This window comes from Mariniflexile fucanivorans (assembly GCF_004341235.1).
Taxonomy (GTDB): domain Bacteria; phylum Bacteroidota; class Bacteroidia; order Flavobacteriales; family Flavobacteriaceae; genus Mariniflexile; species Mariniflexile fucanivorans.
This window is the reverse complement of the sequence record NZ_SLUP01000011.1, coordinates 90,714-112,236: the sequence shown is the minus strand read 5'-3', so window position 1 is coordinate 112,236 and position 21,523 is coordinate 90,714. Positions and strand designations below refer to the sequence as shown.

At 34.0% G+C, this 21,523-nt stretch carries 13 protein-coding genes; 8 read left to right on the top strand and 5 right to left on the bottom strand.

Going from position 1 to position 21,523, the window contains the following annotated elements; all coding sequences use genetic code 11:
• Positions 1-200 precede the first annotated feature (200 nt).
• The 5 genes from EV196_RS18745 to EV196_RS18725 all read right to left on the bottom strand — a co-directional run bounded on the left by EV196_RS18745 (position 201) and on the right by EV196_RS18725 (position 6,865).
• The gene (locus tag EV196_RS18745) at positions 201-1,118 is read right to left on the bottom strand and encodes an SMP-30/gluconolactonase/LRE family protein (protein WP_207902878.1); all 918 of its coding nucleotides are present in this window, start codon (positions 1,116-1,118) and stop codon (positions 201-203) included.
• An 18-nt stretch (positions 1,119-1,136) separates the two neighbouring features.
• A complete protein-coding gene (locus EV196_RS18740) occupies positions 1,137-2,177 on the bottom strand; it encodes a glycoside hydrolase family 43 protein (RefSeq protein ID WP_132219318.1) in 1,041 nt (346 codons plus the stop codon).
• Positions 2,178-2,197: 20 nt separating this feature from the next.
• A complete protein-coding gene (locus tag EV196_RS18735; protein WP_132219317.1) occupies positions 2,198-3,634 on the bottom strand; it encodes an MFS transporter in 1,437 nt (478 codons plus the stop codon).
• Between the two features lie 4 nt (positions 3,635-3,638).
• Positions 3,639-4,781: an endo-1,4-beta-xylanase gene (locus EV196_RS18730; protein WP_132219316.1), complete on the bottom strand. Its 1,143-nt coding sequence runs from the start codon at positions 4,779-4,781 to the stop codon at positions 3,639-3,641.
• Between the two features lie 191 nt (positions 4,782-4,972).
• On the bottom strand, positions 4,973-6,865 hold the full coding sequence (locus tag EV196_RS18725) for a T9SS type B sorting domain-containing protein (protein WP_132219315.1): 1,893 nt from the start codon (positions 6,863-6,865) through the stop codon (positions 4,973-4,975).
• 419 nt (positions 6,866-7,284) lie between these two features.
• Here EV196_RS18725 and EV196_RS18720 point away from each other — a divergent pair, with 419 nt between their 5' ends.
• The 8 genes from EV196_RS18720 to EV196_RS18685 all read left to right on the top strand — a co-directional run bounded on the left by EV196_RS18720 (position 7,285) and on the right by EV196_RS18685 (position 21,522).
• On the top strand, positions 7,285-7,617 hold the full coding sequence (locus EV196_RS18720; RefSeq protein WP_165876203.1) for a hypothetical protein: 333 nt from the start codon (positions 7,285-7,287) through the stop codon (positions 7,615-7,617).
• An 867-nt stretch (positions 7,618-8,484) separates the two neighbouring features.
• Positions 8,485-8,706, top strand: a complete 222-nt coding sequence (locus tag EV196_RS20060) for a BfmA/BtgA family mobilization protein (RefSeq protein ID WP_132219313.1) — start codon at positions 8,485-8,487, stop codon at positions 8,704-8,706.
• The gene (locus tag EV196_RS18710; protein WP_165876202.1) at positions 8,678-9,061 is read left to right on the top strand and encodes a BfmA/BtgA family mobilization protein; all 384 of its coding nucleotides are present in this window, start codon (positions 8,678-8,680) and stop codon (positions 9,059-9,061) included. The genes EV196_RS20060 and EV196_RS18710 overlap by 29 nt, the downstream gene beginning before the upstream one ends.
• Positions 9,062-10,814: 1,753 nt before the next feature.
• Positions 10,815-12,260: a sulfatase-like hydrolase/transferase gene (locus EV196_RS18705; protein ID WP_132219311.1), complete on the top strand. Its 1,446-nt coding sequence runs from the start codon at positions 10,815-10,817 to the stop codon at positions 12,258-12,260.
• Positions 12,261-12,540: 280 nt separating this feature from the next.
• On the top strand, positions 12,541-15,738 hold the full coding sequence (locus EV196_RS18700) for a glycoside hydrolase family 2 TIM barrel-domain containing protein (RefSeq protein ID WP_132219310.1): 3,198 nt from the start codon (positions 12,541-12,543) through the stop codon (positions 15,736-15,738).
• A gap of 40 nt (positions 15,739-15,778) precedes the next feature.
• Complete coding sequence (locus EV196_RS18695) at positions 15,779-16,921, top strand: alpha-L-fucosidase (protein WP_132219309.1); 1,143 nt, start codon at positions 15,779-15,781, stop codon at positions 16,919-16,921.
• Between the two features lie 8 nt (positions 16,922-16,929).
• Positions 16,930-18,426, top strand: coding sequence for a sulfatase-like hydrolase/transferase (locus tag EV196_RS18690; RefSeq protein WP_207902877.1), 1,497 nt, complete (start codon positions 16,930-16,932; stop codon positions 18,424-18,426).
• Between the two features lie 45 nt (positions 18,427-18,471).
• Complete coding sequence (locus EV196_RS18685) at positions 18,472-21,522, top strand: sugar-binding domain-containing protein (RefSeq protein WP_132219307.1); 3,051 nt, start codon at positions 18,472-18,474, stop codon at positions 21,520-21,522.
• The last annotated feature ends 1 nt before the right edge of the window (position 21,523 follow it).

Sequence of the window (21,523 nt, the reverse complement as noted above, 5' to 3'; positions counted from 1 at the left end):
AGCACGTTTTTTCATTTATTGTTCATCAGAAAATGAAAAATATAGTTGACTATCTAAAAACACAATGCCTTTGGGTTAATCAAAACTATTAGCAAATACCTTAAGCTCATTTTTTGAAATTTGCACCACCAGTTCACCATCACTATTTTTATTGCCGTTCATTGTTTACCGACCTATTAAATAAAAAAGAATATGCTTAATTAATCAATGGATACGGCGTATATTTTTCCAGCCACCATATCTGGCACTAATAGGCGACCTTTATCTTCTTCCAAATAAAAATCTGCCGCAGATTTTAATCCTTTAATGAGTATGGTAGATTCTTCGGTTTTATAATCTATTTTCCAAACAGTGCCTAAAGTCCAGCTACTTATATAATAATTTCCTTTACTGTCTTGTTCAACGGCATCAGCACCACGAAAAACTCCTTTAAGAGGTGTGAGTTTTCCATTTTTGTTAACCAAAAAATGACCCAAAAAGAATGCGCCAACCATAATATTCCCATTGTTATCGACACCAACACCATTGGGGTTAAGCATTAAAGAGGACGTGTCTTGTGTTATAGATATTTTTCCTTCCAAATCAATATGATAAATGCGACCTAATTCTGGGATTAGTTTTGCTTCGTCACTATTAAGAGGCCATAAATTATTGTCTCCATCCCGCATGTAATTAGTTGCACCCATATCTGCAACATAAATGCCTTTATTTTTTCCGTCTACAGCAACATCATTTAAGTATAATACTTCTTTAGGAAAATCATTTTTATCTACAAAAATAGTCGCTTTTCCATGTTTATCAACTTTCCATATGCGATTTAAATCTGAGAAATATAGATGATTGTTTAAAAACACAATGCCTTTGGGTTCATCAAAACCTTTTGCAAATACGTTTACACCGTTCTTTGAAATTTCAACCAGTTCACCATCACCATTTTCTTTACCGTTCATTATGGTAACATAATAATTATCGTTGAATCCCTTTGTGATGCTTTCGGGTTTTGTTCCTACTTCAATAGGAAACTGAATTTCAGATTGTGAATTACAGCTATAAAACAGAAATAATACAACACTAGTTATTATAATACGTTTAGGAATTTTTGCTAGAGTAGTCACCATGTTGTTTGGTTTAAAAAATTATTTCTCAATATACGGATTTAAAGTCTCAATGCTTCCATCTTCTCTATAGGTGATTTCGGCAACTTTAACAGATCTTAAATGGGTTACACCTTTAGATAAACTAGAATCATGGTAGAACAAATACCATTTTCTATCAACTTCGCATATAGAATGATGTGAAGTCCAGCCTACAACGGGGTTTAAAATGCGACCACCATAAGTAAATGGTCCATAAGGGTTATCTCCAATTGCATAACATATAAAATGAGTGTCGCCAGTTGAATACGAAAAATAATATTTCCCATTGTATTTATGTAACCAAGCTGCCTCAAAGAAACGGCGTTCATTGTCTCCGGCTAATAATAAGTTACCTTTTTCATCTAGAATTTCAATTGTTCTTGGTTTTTCCGCAAACTCAAATAAATCATCCGTCATTTTTGTAACAAATGGTAATAAGGCAGGTTCATTATCTTTTGGTAAAAAGGCTGTTGGACTATCTGGTTGTTCCGCTTTAAATTCACCAGTTCTCCAACGCTGTAATTGGCCACCCCAAAGGCCACCAAAATACATGTAGTAGCTTCCATCATCGTCTTTAAAAACGGCAGGGTCTATAGAAAAACTTCCTTTGATAGCTTCAGGTTGTGCCTTAAAGGGGCCTACAGGAGAGTTACTTATAGCCACTCCAATTCTAAAAATCCCATCATGCGCTTTCGCAGGAAAAAATAAATAGTATTTACCATCTTTTTCATGAGCGTCTGGAGCCCACATTTGTTCTTTAGCCCAAGGCACATCATCAACATGTAATGCTACTCCATTATCAACTGCTTCACTATCGATGGAATCCATGGATATTACATGATAATCTTCCATTGCAAAATGACTTCCTAAATCATCAAAAGCTTCTCCAGCATCAACATCATGAGAAGGGTAAATGTATATTTTTCCATTAAAAACATGTGCAGATGGATCTGCTGTGTAAATGTGTGATACTAATGGTTGTGAAATAGCGCGCTTATTTAGGACATCAAAATTGATGTTTTCGATACTTTCTTCAGGCATAATTTTAAGTTTTGTTAGTTTTAACTTGTTCTTCGTTCTTTTAATTCAGCTTCAATTTGCACTTCCATTTTCTTATTAATTTCATAGAAAAAAAGTAAACCTACTCCTATTAAAAATGGGATTGCAGGATATATACTCACAAGCATTTTAGTTCCAGTAATAGTAATTGCTGCTTGTTCTGTAAGACCTGCTTCATAGCCGTAACTTGCTAGAATGGAGGTTAAAAGTGCTGAGCCAATACTTAAACCACCTTTTAAACCTACCATCATTGCAGAGAAAATAATGGCTGTTGCTCGACGATTAGTTTTCCATTCTGAATAATCTGCAACATCGGCAATCATGGCCCAAAGTAATGGGATTGTGATTCCATAGAAAAAACCATGTAAAATTTGTGATGCAAACATTAATTCTACAGATGTTGGAGAGAAGAAATAAAAGAAGATTATAAACAATGTTGAAATAAATAAAAACGTCATAAAGACATCTCTTTTTCCATATTTGTCTGCTAATTTTTTTGATAAACCAATACCAAAAATCATGAAAATAATACCACCGGCATTAAATAATCCAAATCCTGCAGATACTGGATCTTCTCCAAAGAAATTTATACCAATACTTGATAGAAAGTCTAGAATTGGACTTATAAAACTTGTTAATCTATCTGCATCTACATAGTTTTTAAAATAATACACATAAGAACCACCTTTCATAGCTAATGTAACAAAAACTAAAGTTGTAACGATTAAAGTAATTACCCAAGGTTTATTCTTAAATAAATCGGATAGATCTTCTTTAAGACTCGATTTTTGTTCTGGTTTAGGAACAATACGTTCACGCGTGGTAAAAAAAGTAATTAGTAACATGATAGTTCCTATAATGGCAAGCCATGTCATTACTATTTCTATTCCAACTGCCTTATCTCCTCCTCCAGCAGTTTCAATAATTGGTAGCATAAATACTTGTACAAAGAATTGTGCGAACATTACAGCAACAAAACGATAAGCAGAAATACTATTTCGCTCTCCCATATTACCAGTAATTACACCACTTAAAGCTGAATATGGCAAGTTATTTGCTGCATAAAGCAAAAGTAATAATGTGTAAGTGACAACCGCATAAATAACTTTTCCTTTATACTCGAAATCTGGTGTGCTAAAGGCTAAAAGAGCAACGACACCAAGTGGTACAGCTGTCCATAAAATCCATGGTCTAAACTTTCCCCATTTAGAATTTGTTCTATCTGCAATTGCTCCAATGATTGGATTAAATCCGAATGCTGCTACCAGTCCAACAGTTAGCATAATTGCTGAAGCATGGTTTGCTTCAAGACCGTAAATATCAGTATAGAAAAAAGCTAAATAGGTGACTAATGTTTGAAATACTAAATTGGCAGCTAGGTCTCCTAAAGCATATCCAACTTTTTCTTTTACTGATAATTTTTGCGTATTAGTGGTCATAATTTTATTTATTTTTTAAGGCTAATACACTGAAGTAAGCTTTTTTAGGTTCAAAATTTCTATCAAACAATAAGGGGTGATTTGTTCTGCCATTTATGGGCCAATTATTTAACCAAGATTGTTCATCATTCACGCCCCAAAATGTTACTCTTTCTATTTTGTCTCTGTGCTTAAGGAAAAGTTTGAAAATATCTTCATAGCGTTTTGCTAATTGAATTTGCGCTGAATCAGTAAGTTTAACAGGATAAGGGTTCATTTTGGGGTCGCCCTCAAATTGCTCATAACTTTGCTCAACAGCTGCACCGTCTAAATCCCAAGGGTTTGGAAGAACTGTAATGTCTAATTCGGTAAAACTAACTTTAACCCCAAGACTGGAATATGCAATAATGCTATTCTCTATATCTTCAATAGAAGGTCCTTCTAAACTCCAATGGGCTTGCATACCCACACCATCTATTTTAATGCCTTTATCTTGCAGGTTTTTCACAATTCTAAGAACCCCTTTTCTTTTTTCTGATTTCCATAAATTATAATCGTTGTAAACTAATTTGGCATCCGGATCTGCATTTTCGGCAAGCATGAATGCATGTTCAATATAATTTTCTCCTCCCATAACCTTGTAGAAAACAGATTCTCTTGGAGATCCATCTTCATTTAACGCTTCATTTACAACATCCCAAGTGTTAATTCTACCTTTATATCTACCCGCAATTTTATTAATATGTGCTTTTATGGTGCTTGCCATTGTAGCACTGTCCTGAATATTTTGCACCCAAGGCGCAAGTTGACTATGCCATAATAAGGTATGACCAACAATATGCATATTGTTTTTTTCTCCTAATGCAACATACTTATCAGCCGTTTCAAAATTAAAAGAATCTTTTTCCGGATGAATTTGCTCCCATTTCATATCGTTTTCTGGGGTAATGGAATTAAACTCTTTTTTAAGAAGTGCATTTGATAGAGAATCAGTTTGATTTATTTGGGACTTACTGATTGCCGCTCCTATAAAAAAATCGTTTTTAAATGATTCTTTGAGTGAAGGAAGTGGCGAAATGGAGTCTTCTTTTTCTGTATTGTTTTTACAGTTAAAAAAAACAATAAAAGCTATCAAAAGAAAAAAATGTGTCGATGGTTTATTGGTCATAATTATGTGTTTATTTTAAAAAGTTTTTTAATCAAGTTCATGATAAAATTAATTTGAATAAAAGTACTTTTAAGCTGTTCAGGGCAATAAAACAAAATCAACAAATCTTAAAACAATTGTTGCGTTTCATGATAATTAGGTGTGATTCAAGAATATTTATATGAAAACAAGAATAATTTTGCTTGATTTTACTACCGTTTTAAAGTGAAGTGTCCGGTAAATTTTTGGTTGTTAATAGTGACTATATACCAATAGTCATCAGTCGGCATTTCTTGATTATTAAAAGTACCATTCCACGAAAATTTAGTGTTTCTTGAACTTTTAATTAGTTTTCCATAACGGTTATAAATACTTACTTCGGATGTGTCATAAAATTCAATTCCTTTAAGCTCAAATGAATCATGAACACCATCATTATTAGGTGTAAAAAAGGTAGGAATGAAAAAATGTATATACTCTATAGTATCAATGCCACAACCGTTCCCTTCTCTCACATAAATGGTGTATAAACCGCCTTCAATATTGTTGAATGTATGACTTGTTTGAAATATGTTTCCATTTAGTGAGTATAGATAATCTCCACTATTAGATGTGATCACGATAATATCATTTCCGTTAGAAATGGCTTTGTCTATTACTGGAGCCTCTATTTCTGTTAAAACTATTGTTTTAGTAACGGTGCAGTTAATATTTGTAACTTCAACAGAGTAAATGCCAGGAATGTTAACCGTGATTTCTTCGGTGGTAGCACCTGTACTCCATAAAAATGTGGCGGTGGCTATATTTGTATTTGCATGCAGTGTAACATCTGAATTTTCACAAAAAGATTCACTTTCATCTTGAATTATTGGAATCTCTAGAAAATCAACAATAAGTGGCGTTCTATTTAAAGAAAAACAACCACCTTTTATAGTTTCAGTTTCGGCATAATAAATACCTGATGTCTGTGGAAAATAAATGTTGCTACCAGATAACAATAAATTCCCTCCAAATGGTGCGTCATACCAATTGACTGTAGTTTCTGCTGAAATTGTAACAGATATTGAAGCTGATGATCCAACACAAACCAAAAGGTCTCCATTGCTAACTGGTGCATCTGGTATGGTGACAACACCAAACTCATAAATATCAGAAATAGTATTACAAAATTGATTCGATAAATTTATCGTATCCTCCGCTACTTTTACTCTGTAAAACATGGTGCTATTCAATGCAGGTGTTGTAAATGTGTTGTTTGTTTCTCCCAAAATATCTGTCCAATTTATACTATCTGCACTTTGTTGCCATTGGTAAAAATGTGTTGCAAAAATCGAAGCATCTGGAATTGCTGTTAAGGTTGTAGAAAACGATGGGTCTCCTTCACAAATAAAATGTTCTGAATTATTATTAATATCATTAACAATGATGGCATCGCCACAAGATTTAAAAACAATGTCATCAATTGCTAAATCATTACCACAACCACCTACACCATTATTAAGCATTTTTAAAATAATCGACGTTTGCCCAGGCAATGTTTGAAAAACCAGTGCATATTGTTGCCAATTTGGAGTAGCAGTGCTGTTTATATTGCCTGTATCTCCACTAGCCAATAAATTAGTATTGGTATTGTCCCATATTTCAAATTTAACATTAATAGGAATTCCTGTTCCACAAAATGGATGGTTAGTGGGCATTAAATTAATCATCCAAGATGAAAATTCATAAGTAGTGTTTTCGCATAATCCACTTATAGGTGTTTTGTAGAATTCACCTGCAGTAAAATCGGCATTTACTACTAAACTCCTACCATTGGTATCTCCATCAGTATGGTCTGGAATATCATGCCAATCATACCAGTTAGTTTTATTAGATACCGTATAAAATCCATCATTAGGTTGTACGCTGGCAAATGTATAACTCGTGGTTCCCGCAGGTAATGGAACATTTGTTGTTCCAGTTCCAAAGTCTTCTGTAAAGATTGGATCTCCAGAGTTTCCATTACAAAAACCTAATTGGGCGTTTACATTTAAAACAAAAGATACTAGTATAATGATAAAAAATATATAGGTGCGTTTTTTTTTGATGGCGTAGTGTTTTTTCACACAACAATTTTATTGAAATAAAAGTTAATATAATTAAACTTTTTCGGCATATATTAATACAAATGATGCATACTTTGAAAATTCACTCATACTATTTTACATTTAATGTTTTTTTAGAAATTATAGTCTTTTACTTTGAGAATTTATATTGTGAGTAAATCTTGATGTGATCTAGAATAAATGCTTCCTGATTAGTTTTGTTGCAACTGCATGAAAAATTAAAGTTCGTTTTAAAAGATTATTCAAAACCCTACAGTAATTTCATAATAATATAATTGGTGTCTTTAAACTCATAAAGACAAATAAACGATTCTTAAATATGGTTTTTGATATGATTTAATTTATAGAGATTTATACACTATAAAAAAGAGGGTACTGCTGGATTCCTAAAACGTCTTATGGAATTGACAAAAGATGACATGGCAATCATCATCAATAACGTAGGATTTGATTCTTTTAAATCATCCTTACCAACATCCAGCGAAGCCATGGCATTAAGAGGTCTAGCTGAAAGTTTCGATAGTATTCCAATCGAGGATTTCGAAAAGGAACATAAAGCCATTGCCAATAAAAGGATAAGCCGACAGAAAAAGGGGTTACGAAACTCAAAAATTCGGTTAAGTCATAAATCGAAGCCACTAATTGTCAATTTGATGATTAGTGGCTTTTTTTTTATTGTTCCCACTAATGCCATTCAGCACATTCCCCTGCATTCCGTGAAAAACTTCATTTCGGGAAAAGAGCTTCATTAAAAAAGTCTTGGACACAATCCCAAAGTTTTAGATTTCCACTTCGCTTTTTCCTGCCGAAGAAGGCAGGAACGCTCCGTTCCCAATATAAAACTTTGAAATAGCGTCCGCTTAATAGGAAAATGTATTAGCATTTTGTTCCACTTCCCATGCTTTTGTATTTCACAAAGAATTTAGACTCACATCCCGAGCCAACACCGCTTCACCTTTTTTTGACAGCAAAATAACAACATTCAGCTTTGAACGACAGCATAACCAGGCTCATGCTTCGCACTTTTTATATGTCTTAACAAACCTGAATATTGAAAGTGACCAAGCAACAAAAAAAGGTAACAGCGTCGGCAATATGGGAAGTAAATACTAAATTCCAAAATGAATCTTATGAAGTCTTACAAATTCAATAAAAAGGAAGAAGATTAAAGTTAAACATGCCAGATGGGAGGCAGGAAAACAAAAAGAGGAAAACGCTCTGGATATAATAAGTAAATCAATTTTAACTCTTTCTGAAAGGTTCAGACAGGTGCATAAATTTGTAAATTTAAGAGGACTAATTCTTCGTCTGCTGTATGATATCTGACGTTCAAAAACTTGATTTTACAGATAATCATAAAATTTGATTACAAAACGAGTCAATTAGGAACAATCGGGGTTTTCTTTTTCCATTATTAACTTTTAACTTTAAAAGAGCCGTCATGCGAAGAAAAGCAACTGATATTTTAATCAGGTTGTTTGAAAATTTTGGTACCTGCGGGACAAAATATGGAGAAGCAAGAGGGTAACACGGCAAGCCGGTGTTACAGTTGATATTATTATTTAAATAATTGATAATCAATCGGTTAAAAAGGACAAAAAATAATTAAAATAAAGGCTTTGCAGCAAAACGCTGTAAAGCCCCTGAAAACAGGCATTTATTTGCAGCAAAAAATGACAGAATATTCAAAATATAGCTTTTCTGGGATTAATGTAAAGAAAGAGGTTGCCATAAAATTTAGAAAATTCTCAAGACAGATCTCTGTATCCCACACACACGCCTTGGAAGCCATGCTCCATTTCTTTGAACGGAATGATTTGTCACCAGATGGGGATCCATAACAACCGGACCAACAAGCGCATCAATGCCGTGATCGCAATTTTAAAGAACATAGAAAAGCACCAGACCAAGCCTATCGCCGAAATATTGCAGAGCCTTTTGCACGAAACGGCCAACATCGAAAAAGAGGACGATTTTGATTTTGGGTCTCCGGTGTTGATTACAGAAAATGAGGAGTTGGCATTCTATAGAAAAGAGAATGAACTAGTACGACAAGAATATATGAGTTTCAAAAATAAAATGACAAAATTATTGGACCAGGTTAATGTTGAAAAACGAAGTTTTGGAAAAGACTACTTGAAACTAAATCTGGACAAAATCGATTTCGATAATTTCAGAAAAAGTAATAATGTTTAACATGTCAATTTGCAGTATAACAATGCAAAAAATATTAAAATTTACTACGCCAAAACTAGGACAAGTTCTGTTCGACTAGTGTCCCTATTAGAGACAAGCAATGGATAAGTAGTAGACAAGAAGTGGACAAGCGCTGGTATCTAAAGATAAATATATCAAAACAGGAATAAACATATCAAAACTTAAAAAAGAAAACATTTTTTTTATTTTTTTAAAAATCTATTTGAAATTTTATTTAAAAATTAAGAAATCATCAATATATCAATTCAATGCAAATTTTATTACATGCATTTATGCAAAACAAAAACGAGGTTGACCAAAATATGGACTACTATGTAGGGTTTATTTAAAGGTGTAATATTTGGCTTTAAGAAGCTAATTTTTAGTTGTTGCTTGCTGCTCAAAAGTTTTTTTTAGAACTTTTATCGGTCACTGACTTTTATATCTGAAAATTTAGCATTGTCCTGAGGTGTTTTTGATTGATATAACTAAATGGAAAATGTCATCGAAAGGCAAATGAAGAGAAAATCAGTGTTCTGATATGATATTTAATTTCCAGTGATTTTTTTTGTTTTGGTGCTAAATAAATCCTATTTTTATAATATCAGAAAGTAAAGCATCTTATTTTAAGTTCATTTATAGTATCGTCAACAAATCGGCTAACAGTCTGGTTTTGAAGTTTATAAATGATTGATATATAGTTTATTATCGGGTATAACAGACTTCCTGCCACCCCGACGAACCTAGTAATAGGAAGTATCAAAACACTGTTAATTGTATGATTATCAGTGTTTTTTGTTTTTAGGCATTTTGTTTGGTTCCATTCAAGAGTATATATTAAGGTGTCCTATTATGAGTCTTGTATTTATGGAAATATTTCCCAAAATTTATACATTAGTATTTTATTTCATCTTTTAGCCGACTTGGTTTTTGGTTTAAATGATTTATCCATAAAAAACGAAAGTAATGACATTCCTAAAAACTTTCAAAACCCATTTTTGTCTAAGAAAAACATTCTTAAAAAAAGTTGGAACATTCCCTATTAATGCGAGAAATACCATAGATGGCAAACGTGCAGATTTAAGTACCCTACAAATCACATTCGCAGATGGCTCGTGCTCAAATCGACGACGCATAAAGCTAAATTTTTATGTTCTCAAGAAATCAATGCTGTTCTTAAAAACATCTTGAGTTATTGAGACAAGATCTATAGGGTTATGTTGAAACTTAATTAGACATAAAGGTTATTAATCTAAATAGAGAAAAACGTAGAAAATCAGATACTTTGGGACATTTGAAAATTTTTTAGTGAATTCAAAAAATCTGCCTGTTTAAGTAGAGATAGTTATAGAATTTTTCTTGTTTTTATTTGCACAAGCTATTAAAATGCATCCCTTTTATTCTAAAATAGTCGAAAAAAAATGCATCCAGATTACCTAAACACAAAACAGCTTTTTTTTGAGAATACGGAAAGTATAATAATTGAATATCAACTTACTTGCGCAACATTAATACCCCTATTATGATATTTGAAATAGGTTATGATAGTTTAATTTCGAAGTCTAGTTATTGTTTTTTAATATTACGCTTTTAATGACAAAGTAAGATTTGGTGGATTTTGAGGATCGTTTAAAAATATATAATTTATTGAACGCGATAATACATTCTCAAAGCAATTTTAATGGTTCCTACTGCTCAAAAAGCTATCGGTCAAACAATATACCTTATTAAATATCTATGAATAAACACTAATATGAAAATAGGATTCTGTTTTAAAATATTATTATTTTTTGTCGCTGTATCCTGTGGTACTGGGAAAACTAAAGATGAATTGGTTATTACTAAAAATGCAAACAAAAACTGCCCCAATATAATTATCATCTTAATTGATGATGCAGGTTATGCCGATTTTGGTTTTATGGGATGCAAAGATTTGGAAACACCTAATATTGATAGACTGGCTAAAAGTGGTGTGGTCTTAACCGATGCTCATGTAACCGCCACAGTTTGCGCACCTTCAAGAGCGGGCTTAATTACAGGAAAATACCAGCAGCGTTTTGGTTTTGAGGCGAATGGTACGGGTAATGAAAATACTGGTCTAGCCGGAGATATAGGGCTATCAGATGAGGTTGTAACCATGGCTGATGTTTTTAAAAAAAATGGATACAAAACCATCGCTTTAGGCAAATGGCATTTAGGAAATAATAAGTCTGATCATCCTAATCAAAGAGGTTTTGATGAATTTTACGGTTTCCAAGTAGGAAGCAGATCGTATTTTCCAATTAAAAACCCAAGAAGCGGACAAATGTTGCAGCACAATGGGGAGCGCGTTGTGTTTGATGGTTATTTGACTGATGTTTTGGGAGATCAGTCCGTTAAATATATTGAAGAAAATAAAGATACTCCCTTTTTTATGTATTTATCATTCAATGCAGTACATACCCCAATGGAAGCTAAAAAAGAACATTTAGATAAATATAAAAATCATCCCAGACAAGAACTAGCCGCCATGACCTGGTCGTTGGATGAAAACATTGGAAAACTTCAGGCTAAGTTAAAAGCATTAAAATTAGAGGAAAATACCCTTATTTACTTTTTAAGTGACAATGGTGGGGCTGCAAATAATAGTTCTAGTGGTGGTTTATTAAAAGGATGGAAAGGTAATAAGTTTGAAGGAGGGCATAGAGTGCCATTTGTTGTAAGTTGGCCGTCGGCAATTAAATCGGGTCAAACCTTTGCTGGCTTAAGTTCGTCGTTGGATATTTTTACAACCTCTATCGCAGCGGCTCAAATCGAAAAAGAGGATGATTTAATTTTAGATGGCGTCAATTTATTACCCTATTTAAAAGGAGAAGAAACGGGAAATCCTCATGATAAACTGTTTTGGAGAAAGTTAGAAGAATCTGGAGCCAGAATTGGGCCATATAAATTAATTCGATTGGAAAATTATGGCTATACTTTCTATAATCTTGAAAATGATTTAGGAGAAACGATGGATTTATCCAAAAAAGAAAATGCAAGTTTTAGTAGCGCCATCAATGAGCTTGAAGTATGGGAAACGCAATTAATGAAACCGCTTTGGGTTGAAGAGAGGGACTGGATGGATGTTACCTATCATATTCATCAAAGATTGATGGAAAATAAAGAGGTGCTTTATAGTAATCCTCAAATGATGAAAAAACTATCTATAAAAGAGTAAGTTAATTCAAAAAAAAATCTTTAGGAAATTTATATAAGAAGTTAACATTAGGTTCATTTCATATATTTCGCCATATTGAGAGTTGTCTTGTGGCTTTCTAAGCGTATTGCAACATTTTTACCCCATTTATGATAAACCTCGATTTTTAATTTAGTTTAAATTTGGCTTCAGGATTATTGTTTTTCACTTCTATTCAATTTATTTTTAAAATAAATTTAGTTTGAAAAGGAAATTTCATAAACCTATTCGTTTTAACCTTAATAATTAAAATTAATAATTAATGATCAAATATTTTTACATTCTGTTAGCTTCAGTATTTGTGTTTTCTAGTGGAAAAGCACAGGAAAAACCATTGTATAAAGCTGAAAAATGGGAAAACCCAGAATGGGAAAATCCAGAGATTTTTCAAATAAATAGAGAGGCGCCTACAGCTTCATTTTATCGATACCCTTCTGCCGAAGATGCCCTAAAAAATGATAGTTGGAACAATTCACCCATGTATCAATCACTTAATGGGACTTGGAATTTTTATTATGCTGAAAATGTCAATGTAAGACCAACGGATTTTTATAAAAACGATTTTAGTTTACAAGGTTGGAGCACCATTCAAGTGCCTTCAAACTGGGAAATGAAAGGTTTTGGAATTCCGGTTTACACGAATAGAACCTATATGTTTCCGGCAAATCCACCATTTATACCTCATGATATTAACAATGTTGGAAGCTATAAAAGAGATTTTGAAATTCCACAAAACTGGGATGGAAAAGATATTTACCTTCATTTTGCAGGTGTAAGTGGCGCCATGTATGTATGGGTAAACGGAGAAAAAGTAGGCTACAATGAAGGAAGCAAAACAGCGGCCGAATTTAAAATTACCAATTTAGTTAAAAAGGGAAAAAATACCGTTTCGGTTCAAGTACTGCGTTGGTCCGATGCCAGTTATATGGAAGACCAGGATTTCTGGAGATTGAGTGGTATTGAGCGCGATGTATATGTCTATGCTGCTAATAAAGTGACTGTTAGAGATTTTAGAGTCACTGCCGATTTAGAAAACAACTATACAGATGGTGTCTTTAAAGCAAGTTTGCAAGTAGATAATAATTCGAATAAAGCAACTAAAAGAACCGTTGAAATTAAATTAATGGATGGTAACAAAGAGGTATATTCAGATGCTAAAACCATAAACTTACAAAAGGGAAGAAACAATGTTGATTTCAGTCATCTATTGAAAAATGTCAAAACATGGAATGCTGAAAAACCAAATTTATATGCTTTCCTGATCAATCTTAAAGATGAAAATAACCAAACAGCAGAGGCTACTTCAATAAAAGTAGGTTTCAGAAAAATTGAAATTAAAAACAATCAATTTTTGGTAAACGGAAAGGCTGTTTATTTAAAAGGAGCGAATCTTCACGATCATAGCGAAACCGAAGGACATACCATTTCCGAAGCACTTACAATGAAAGATTTGGAAGTGATGAAACAGAATAATTTAAACGCCATCCGTTGCAGTCATTATCCAAAAGACCCTCATTTTTACAGGCTATGTGACACATATGGTTTTTATGTGATAGATGAAGCCAATATCGAAACACATGGTATGGGAACTACCAACCAAGGTTTGGACAAAAATAAAAAAGCCCAAGCAGTACACCCTGCCTATTTGCCAGAGTGGAAAGGCATGCATATGGACAGAACGATTAGAATGTTCGAAAGAGATAAAAATTATCCATGTATTGTTACCTGGTCTTTAGGAAATGAGGCTGGAAATGGTGAAAACTTTTTTGCCACGTATAAATGGTTAAAAGAACAGGATACTACAAGACCAACGCAATACGAAGGAGCAACAAATTATGCCAATACTGACATTCAACCACCCATGTATTGGACTATTGAGAAAATGATTGAATATTCCGAAAACAATCCTACCAGACCTTTAATTCAATGTGAATATGCGCATGCTATGGGAAATAGCGTTGGGAATTTACAAAAGTATTGGGATGTTATTGAATCGTATGATAACATGCAAGGTGGATTTATCTGGGATTGGGTAGATCAGGGGATATTAACTCAAAATGATAAAGGTGAAAAATTCTGGGCTTATGGAGGCGATTTAGGTGGAGAGGATTTACAGAATGATGTTAATTTCTGTTTGAACGGTATTGTAAATCCAGACAGAACAGCGCACCCTGCTTTATATGAAGTAAAAAAAGTTTATCAATACATCAAATTTAAAGCTGCAAACTTAGAAAATGCGGAGATAGAAATAAAAAATGGGTACGATTTTACCAATTTAAGTGATTATGACTTCACTTGGAAATTATTGGAAAATGGTGTCGAAAAAGCATCAGGTACATTGCCTCAATTAAACGTGGCGCCTTACCAAACCAAAACGGTGAAAATCGATTTACCTAAAATGGATAATCCAAATGCGGAATACCATTTGAATATTTATGCTTTAAATAAAAACGCAACCGATTTAGTGCCTGCAAAGCACATAGTGGCTTTCGAACAATTTCAGTTGACCAATTCAAAATTTGATGCTGTAGCTTCAAATTTAAAAGATAAAATAGTTATAACTTCGGAAAATGATGTGGTAACGGTTTCTAATGATAATTTTAAATTGAATTTTGATTCTAAAACGGGCACAGTAACTTCATTAGATTACGGAAACGGAAATATCTTGGTTGAAGGTGTAAAGCCTAATTTTTGGAGAGCTGTAACCGATAATGATTTTGGAGCGAAATCACCAGAGAAATTAGAGATGTGGAAAAAAGCTACCGATAATCAGTCTTTAACCGATATTAAGTTTTTTACGGATGCTAAAGAAATAGCTTCATCAAAAAAATCTAAAGTAAAAGGAGCATTGCGTATTCAAACAACATTCGATTTGCCATCTGTAAAAGGACAGATTACTGTGGCATATAAAATTCAACCTTCAGGAGAAATTACGGTGACCAATACCTTGAGTAACATCAGCAAAGAATTACCAAATTTACAAAGGTTTGGAAATAATTTCATCATAAAAAATGAATATGAAAATGTTGAATGGTTTGGTAGAGGGCCGCATGAAAATTATAGTGATAGAAATACAGCAGCATTAGTTGGTCATTACAACGCTAAAGTTGAAGATTTATATTTCCTATACATTCGTCCGCAGGAAAATGGTTATAAGACCGATGTTCGCTGGGTTACATTCAAAAACAATTCTGGAAAAGGGATTAAAATTGTAGGAAATCAATTGTTAGGGTTTAGTGCGCACCATCAGTACAATTCTGATTTTGATGCAGGTAAAGAAAAACAACAACGTCACACCACAGACATTCAAAAAAGAGATTTGGTAAACATCAATATCGATTATGGACAAACAGGTATTGGCGGCGATAACAGCTGGAGTGATAAAGCATTGGCGCATCCTGAGTTTAGAGTGCAAGCTGCTGATTTAGAGTATTCATACACAATTACTCCATTGCGATAGTTGTATAAAATAAATATGTTTAGCATTAAAAAAAATATATATGAAAAGAAGAAGTTTTATTGAATTATCGTTTCTTGCTGGTGCAGGTACCATGTTGTTGGCTAGTTGCAAGTCGGCTTACCCATTAAGTATTTCGGGAGATAATAATCAAATACCATCGTATTTGTCAGATTATAAAGAATTATATGCCAAAAATCCACGTGAAGCTGCAATTAAATGGTTTAAAGACGCTAAATATGGGATGTTTATTCACTATGGCTTATATTCTATATTAGGAAGGCATGAATGGGTACAGTACAATGAAAAAATCCATGTTGCAGAATATGCTAAACTTAAAGATCAGTTTACAGCAGATAAGTTTGATGCCGATTTTATTACCGATTTAGCTTTAGAAGCAGGCATGAAATACATTAACTTAACCACCCGCCACCATGATAGTTTTTGTTTGTGGGATACCAAATATACCGATTTTAACAGTGTGAATTCTCCAGCAAAAAGAGATTTGGTAGCAGAACTTTCGGAACAATGCAATAAAAAAGGAATTGCTCTATTTTTGTATTATTCTCATGGCAGGGATTGGCGTCATCCAGATGCGCCAAATAATGATGAGTGGGGTGGTGCTGCCAGACCAAAATTTGAAACACAAGAGCCTTTTTACAATTATGGTGAAGCGCATGATTTAAATAGGTATTTAGAATTTATGACCAATCAAGTCGATGAATTATTAACCAATTATAAAGATGTTGCGGGTATTTGGTTGGATGGATTTTCAACACCAGCTTCAGGAGACCGTTCCCTTTTTAAATGTCAAGAATTGTATGATTTAATTCACTCCAAGCAGCCACAAGTTTTGGTATCATACAAACAAGGAATGTTAGGAACAGAAGATTTTTTAGCTCCAGAGCGAAAATACGATTCTGATGAAAAGATAAAAACACCGTTAGAAATTTGCGATCACTTACAACGTAAAGGTTGGGGCTACACCAAAACAGAAGATGGGAATCATAAAACCAAAGATGAGGTCATTGCCATGTTGAAGAAAGCGAATAGCTATCCTGCAAATTTGTTGTTAAATACGGGGCCACTTCCATCGGGAGAAATGCACCCTGAAGATGTTAAAGTACTGCGTGAAGTTGGAAAAGAAATTAAGTCTAGAGGATGGGAAAATCTGTTAAATTCATGAAGATTAGAATGAAAAAAAAAGGTCTCTTAATTGTTAGTTTGCTTATTGTTGGAATTATTTCTATTAATTCCAATGCCCAAAAAAACAAACCTAATGTATTGTTTATTTTTGCAGACGACCAAAGAGCCGATGCTTTAGGTTGCTCAGGTAATACCTATATACAAACCCCAAATATTGATCAATTAGCTCAAAATGGGGTTCAATTTACCAACAGTTATGTCATGGGAGGGCACCATGGTGCTATTTGTGCTCCCAGCAGAGCGATGCTCATGAGTGGGAAAAGTCTTTTTCATGTTTACGATAAATTAGATGGCGTAATAACCATGCCCATGCATTTTGCTGAAAATGGTTATGAAACCTTCGGAACTGGAAAATGGCACAATAAAGCAGCAAGTTTTGAGGCTAGTTTTCAACATGGAGACAATGTTTTTATAGGTGGTATGGCCGACCACTATAGTACTCCAATGCGAAAGTTGGGAAAAGATGGCAAATTAAGTGAACCCATTAATAAAGGCTATTCTACCGATTTGTTTGCAGATGCAGCCATAAACTATTTAAACGGCTATGCCATAGGAAAACAAGAGAATCCGTTTTTCTGTTACATCGCTTTTACCGCGCCTCACGATCCACGTTCTCCAAGAGAAGATTATATAGGCATGTATCCAGATGAATCCATTCCTGTTCCAGGGAACTTTAAAGCATTGCATCCTTTTCAGTTTGATAATTTAACCATAAGAGACGAAATGCTTGGTCCATGGCCACGAACCCCAGAATTAATACAGGCTTCTTTGGCTGATTATTATGCATTAATTAGTCATATGGACAATCGTATTGGTGATGTAATTAATACCCTAAAAAAACAAGGATTGTATGAAAACACCATTATTGTTTATGCGGCAGATAATGGTTTGGCTATTGGTAGTCATGGCTTATTAGGGAAACAAGATCTTTATGAGCATAGTATGAAAGTACCGTTAATAATTAGTGGTCCTGGGATTCCTAAAAACCAAATAAAAGATGCTTTGGTATATTTGTTTGATGTTTATCCAAGTTTGGCAGATTTATGTAATTTACCTGAACCAACCAATATCGATGGAACAAACTTCGCTTCCGTCATCAAAGGGAAAGAAACCAAAATTAGAGAATCGCTTTATACTTCATACAGACATACAGCCAGAGCAGTAAGAACCGATGAGTGGAAACTAATCCGATATCCAGAAAGGAATTACACCCAGTTATTTAATCTAAAGAATGACCCGCTGGAGATTCATAATCTCTCAGAATTAAGCGAGTATAAATCTAAAGTAAGTGAAATGATGGGGTTAATTGAAACTTGGCATGCATCTACAGATGATACAGCAAACCTAAATCCATCAACTATTTTGCCTCTGGAGTATGATTATAAAAAGCTTAAACAGAAACCTGATGATAAACAGCCTAAGTACACTTTAGATAAATATTTTAAAGGAGTGGATTTGAAAGATGTTGATAAATCTGAGCATTAATTTCACAAAAAAGTTTTTCTCAAATTTTTTAGAAAAGAGTTACAAATGAGATTTAGTTTACCAATTGCATTATTGTTTTTTTTCTTTGTTTTTTCAACGGATGCTTTTTCCCAAAGAGAAATTATTGATTTTAATTCCGATTGGAAATTTACCCTTCAGGATAATCCTGAATTTTCAAACCCTGAATTTGATACTTCTACATGGAAGTCCATTCAAATTCCACACGATTGGGCGTTCGAAAAAGGAATTTCTGAAGATGGTGCACAAGGTGCCAGCGGCGGCTATTTTGATGGTGGCATTGGTTGGTACCAGAAAACATTTGAAGTTTCTAAAAATTGGGAAAATAAACTTGTAACGATTGAATTTGATGGCGTTTATATGAATAGTGAAGTTTGGATAAACGGAAATTATTTAGCCAAACGGCCTTATGGTTATATTTCATTTCGTTATGACATTTCAAAATATTTAACCTCTGGAAAAAATACAATTTCGATACGGGTTGATAATTCAAAAGAACCTTCAGCACGATGGTATCATCCGTGTGGAATCTATGCACCTGTACATTTGGTGGTTACCAATCAACAATTTATAGATACGCATGGTGTTTATGTTACAACGCCCAAAATTACAGATGGTTTGGCTATTGTTCATATAGAAACTTCACTTAAAAATTCAAACATTTCAAAATTAAAATGTGTTTTAGAAACGCTTATAATAGATGCTAACGGAACAATTGTTTCAAAGGAAACCCAGAAAATCAATGGTAAAAATTCAAGTCTTAAATTAAACACAGAACTTAATGTTGAAACTCCTAAATTATGGAGTCCAGATTCGCCTTATTTGTATAAGGTTGTAAGTCGTTTAAAGATTAAAAATAAAGTTATCGATGAGGTAGAATCTACTTTAGGGATTCGTTCTATAGCTTGGAAAACCGACACAGGCTTTTGGTTAAATGGAAAAGTAACAAAATTACTAGGAGTTAGTGAGCATTATGAAGGCGGGCCTTTGGGTGGTGCTTGGACAAAACCTTTGTTGCGATGGAAATTAGGTTTGTTAAAGGATATGGGAGTAAATGCCATACGTACTGCGCACAATCCGGCACCACCCATGTTTTATGATTTGTGTGATGAATTAGGGATTATGGTCATGGATGAAATATTTGATGGTTGGAGCCAAAAAGCAAAAGAAGATTACGGGAAACAGGCTTTTGATGCTTGGTGGAAACAGGATATGAGCGAATGGTTGTTAAGAAATAGAAACCATCCATCCATAATTATTTATAGTGTTGGGAACGAAACCAGAGGAGAAATAGGAGAGGAATTGGTAGCCCTTTGTCATGAGTTGGATCCTACAAAACCGGTTACATCAGGGCATAGTTCTTCAGAATTTATGGATGTTTTTGGGGTAAATGGGGGTAGTGAGAAAACAGGTTTTTTTAGTGAGAAAAGACCTGAAAAACCTTTTGTTTCAACTGAAGCACCACATACTTGGCAAACAAGAGGCTATTATCGAACCAAAACATGGTTTAGAGATGGCTATCCGAACAAAGGGCAGCAACCTTTTGAATTGCCAGATTTAACTGAAAAAGAAGTGTTTAATTATGAATGGGCTTCCTCCGATACATGGAAAAACGGAAAACAACATTTTAATTCTTCTTATGACAATGCCATGGTGCGTATTTCTGCGCGGAAAAATTGGGAATTAATGCGTGATTTGCCATGGTTTAGTGGTCATTTTCGATGGACAGGTTATGATTATTATGGCGAAGCAGGATATGTACATGGCGGTTGGCCTTTCCGCCTTTTTATGGGCGGCGCTTTAGATGTTGCGGGTTTTAAAAAAGACCTATTTTATTTTTACCAAAGCCAATGGACCAAAGAACCCATGGCTCATATTTTACCACATTGGACACACCCAACTTTAGAAAAGGGCGTAAAAATTCCTGTGTGGGTATATTCAAATTGCGATGAAGTCGAATTATTTTTAAATGGTCGCTCTTTAGGAAAAGACAAACCAGGAAAACAATGGGACGAAATGCAATGCGATTGGATGGTGCCGTGGGAACCTGGAGAATTAATAGTAAAAGGTTTGGTGGACGGTAAAGAGGTTGTCATTTCAAAACAAATGAGTGCGGAAACACCTGCTGCTATTCAGTTGGAGTTAGAAGATAAACACACGCATGTAGTAAATGATAAAGTAGCTATTGTAACTACTAATTTAGTAGATGCTAAAGGTGTTTTTTACCCCTACGGAGAAAATAAAATATATTACCATCTTAAAGGCGATGCTACATTACTTTCCTTAGAAAATGGAGACCCTGTTGATACCACTAAGAATGTAGGTGTTTCTGAAAAAAGGGCTTTTATGGGAGCAACAAGGGCTTTTTTAATATTATCGGAGCATCCTAAAAAAGTATCAATCACTTCTGGATCCATTTTAGGTGAAAAGCAATTGTTAACATCAAATAAAGTTACTATAGATGTGAAAACCTTAAATCTGATGGGTACTAATGAGCAGGAACAGTTCACCATATATTATTCGATAGACGGAACACAACCCACCTCACAAAGTCCAATTTATAAAACGCCTTTTGAGGTGGTTTTAGGAACAACAGTGAGGGCTATTGTTGTCAAAAAAGGGGAGATGGTATTAATGATGGAGGAGAAATTTGATGAAGGTTTAGGATTGTATTGGGGATCAAATGAAAATGCTATGTCCAAAAAAGCAGATACAAATGGTATGCTGGCAGCAGATGCCGATTTTAAAGGTGCTAAAGTTATTTCTAATATAAACCAACGTTATATCGATTTTAAAGGAAAAGAAGGCACTGTAAGTTGGTATCAGGAAAATGATGGTAGTGCAGGGCGTTTTAAATTAAAATTCAGTTATGCTTCTAAAGATTTAAACACAAGGCCTATGGAACTTTTTATCAATAATAAAAGCGTAGGAATTATAAATTTTAAAACTACGGGATCTTGGAATTCTAAATGGGCACATATTGAAACGGAACAGAATTTACAAGCTGGAGCTAACTATATTGAATTGAAAACGGTTGGTAAAAGTGGTCCAAATATTTTGATGTTGGTTGTAGAGTAAT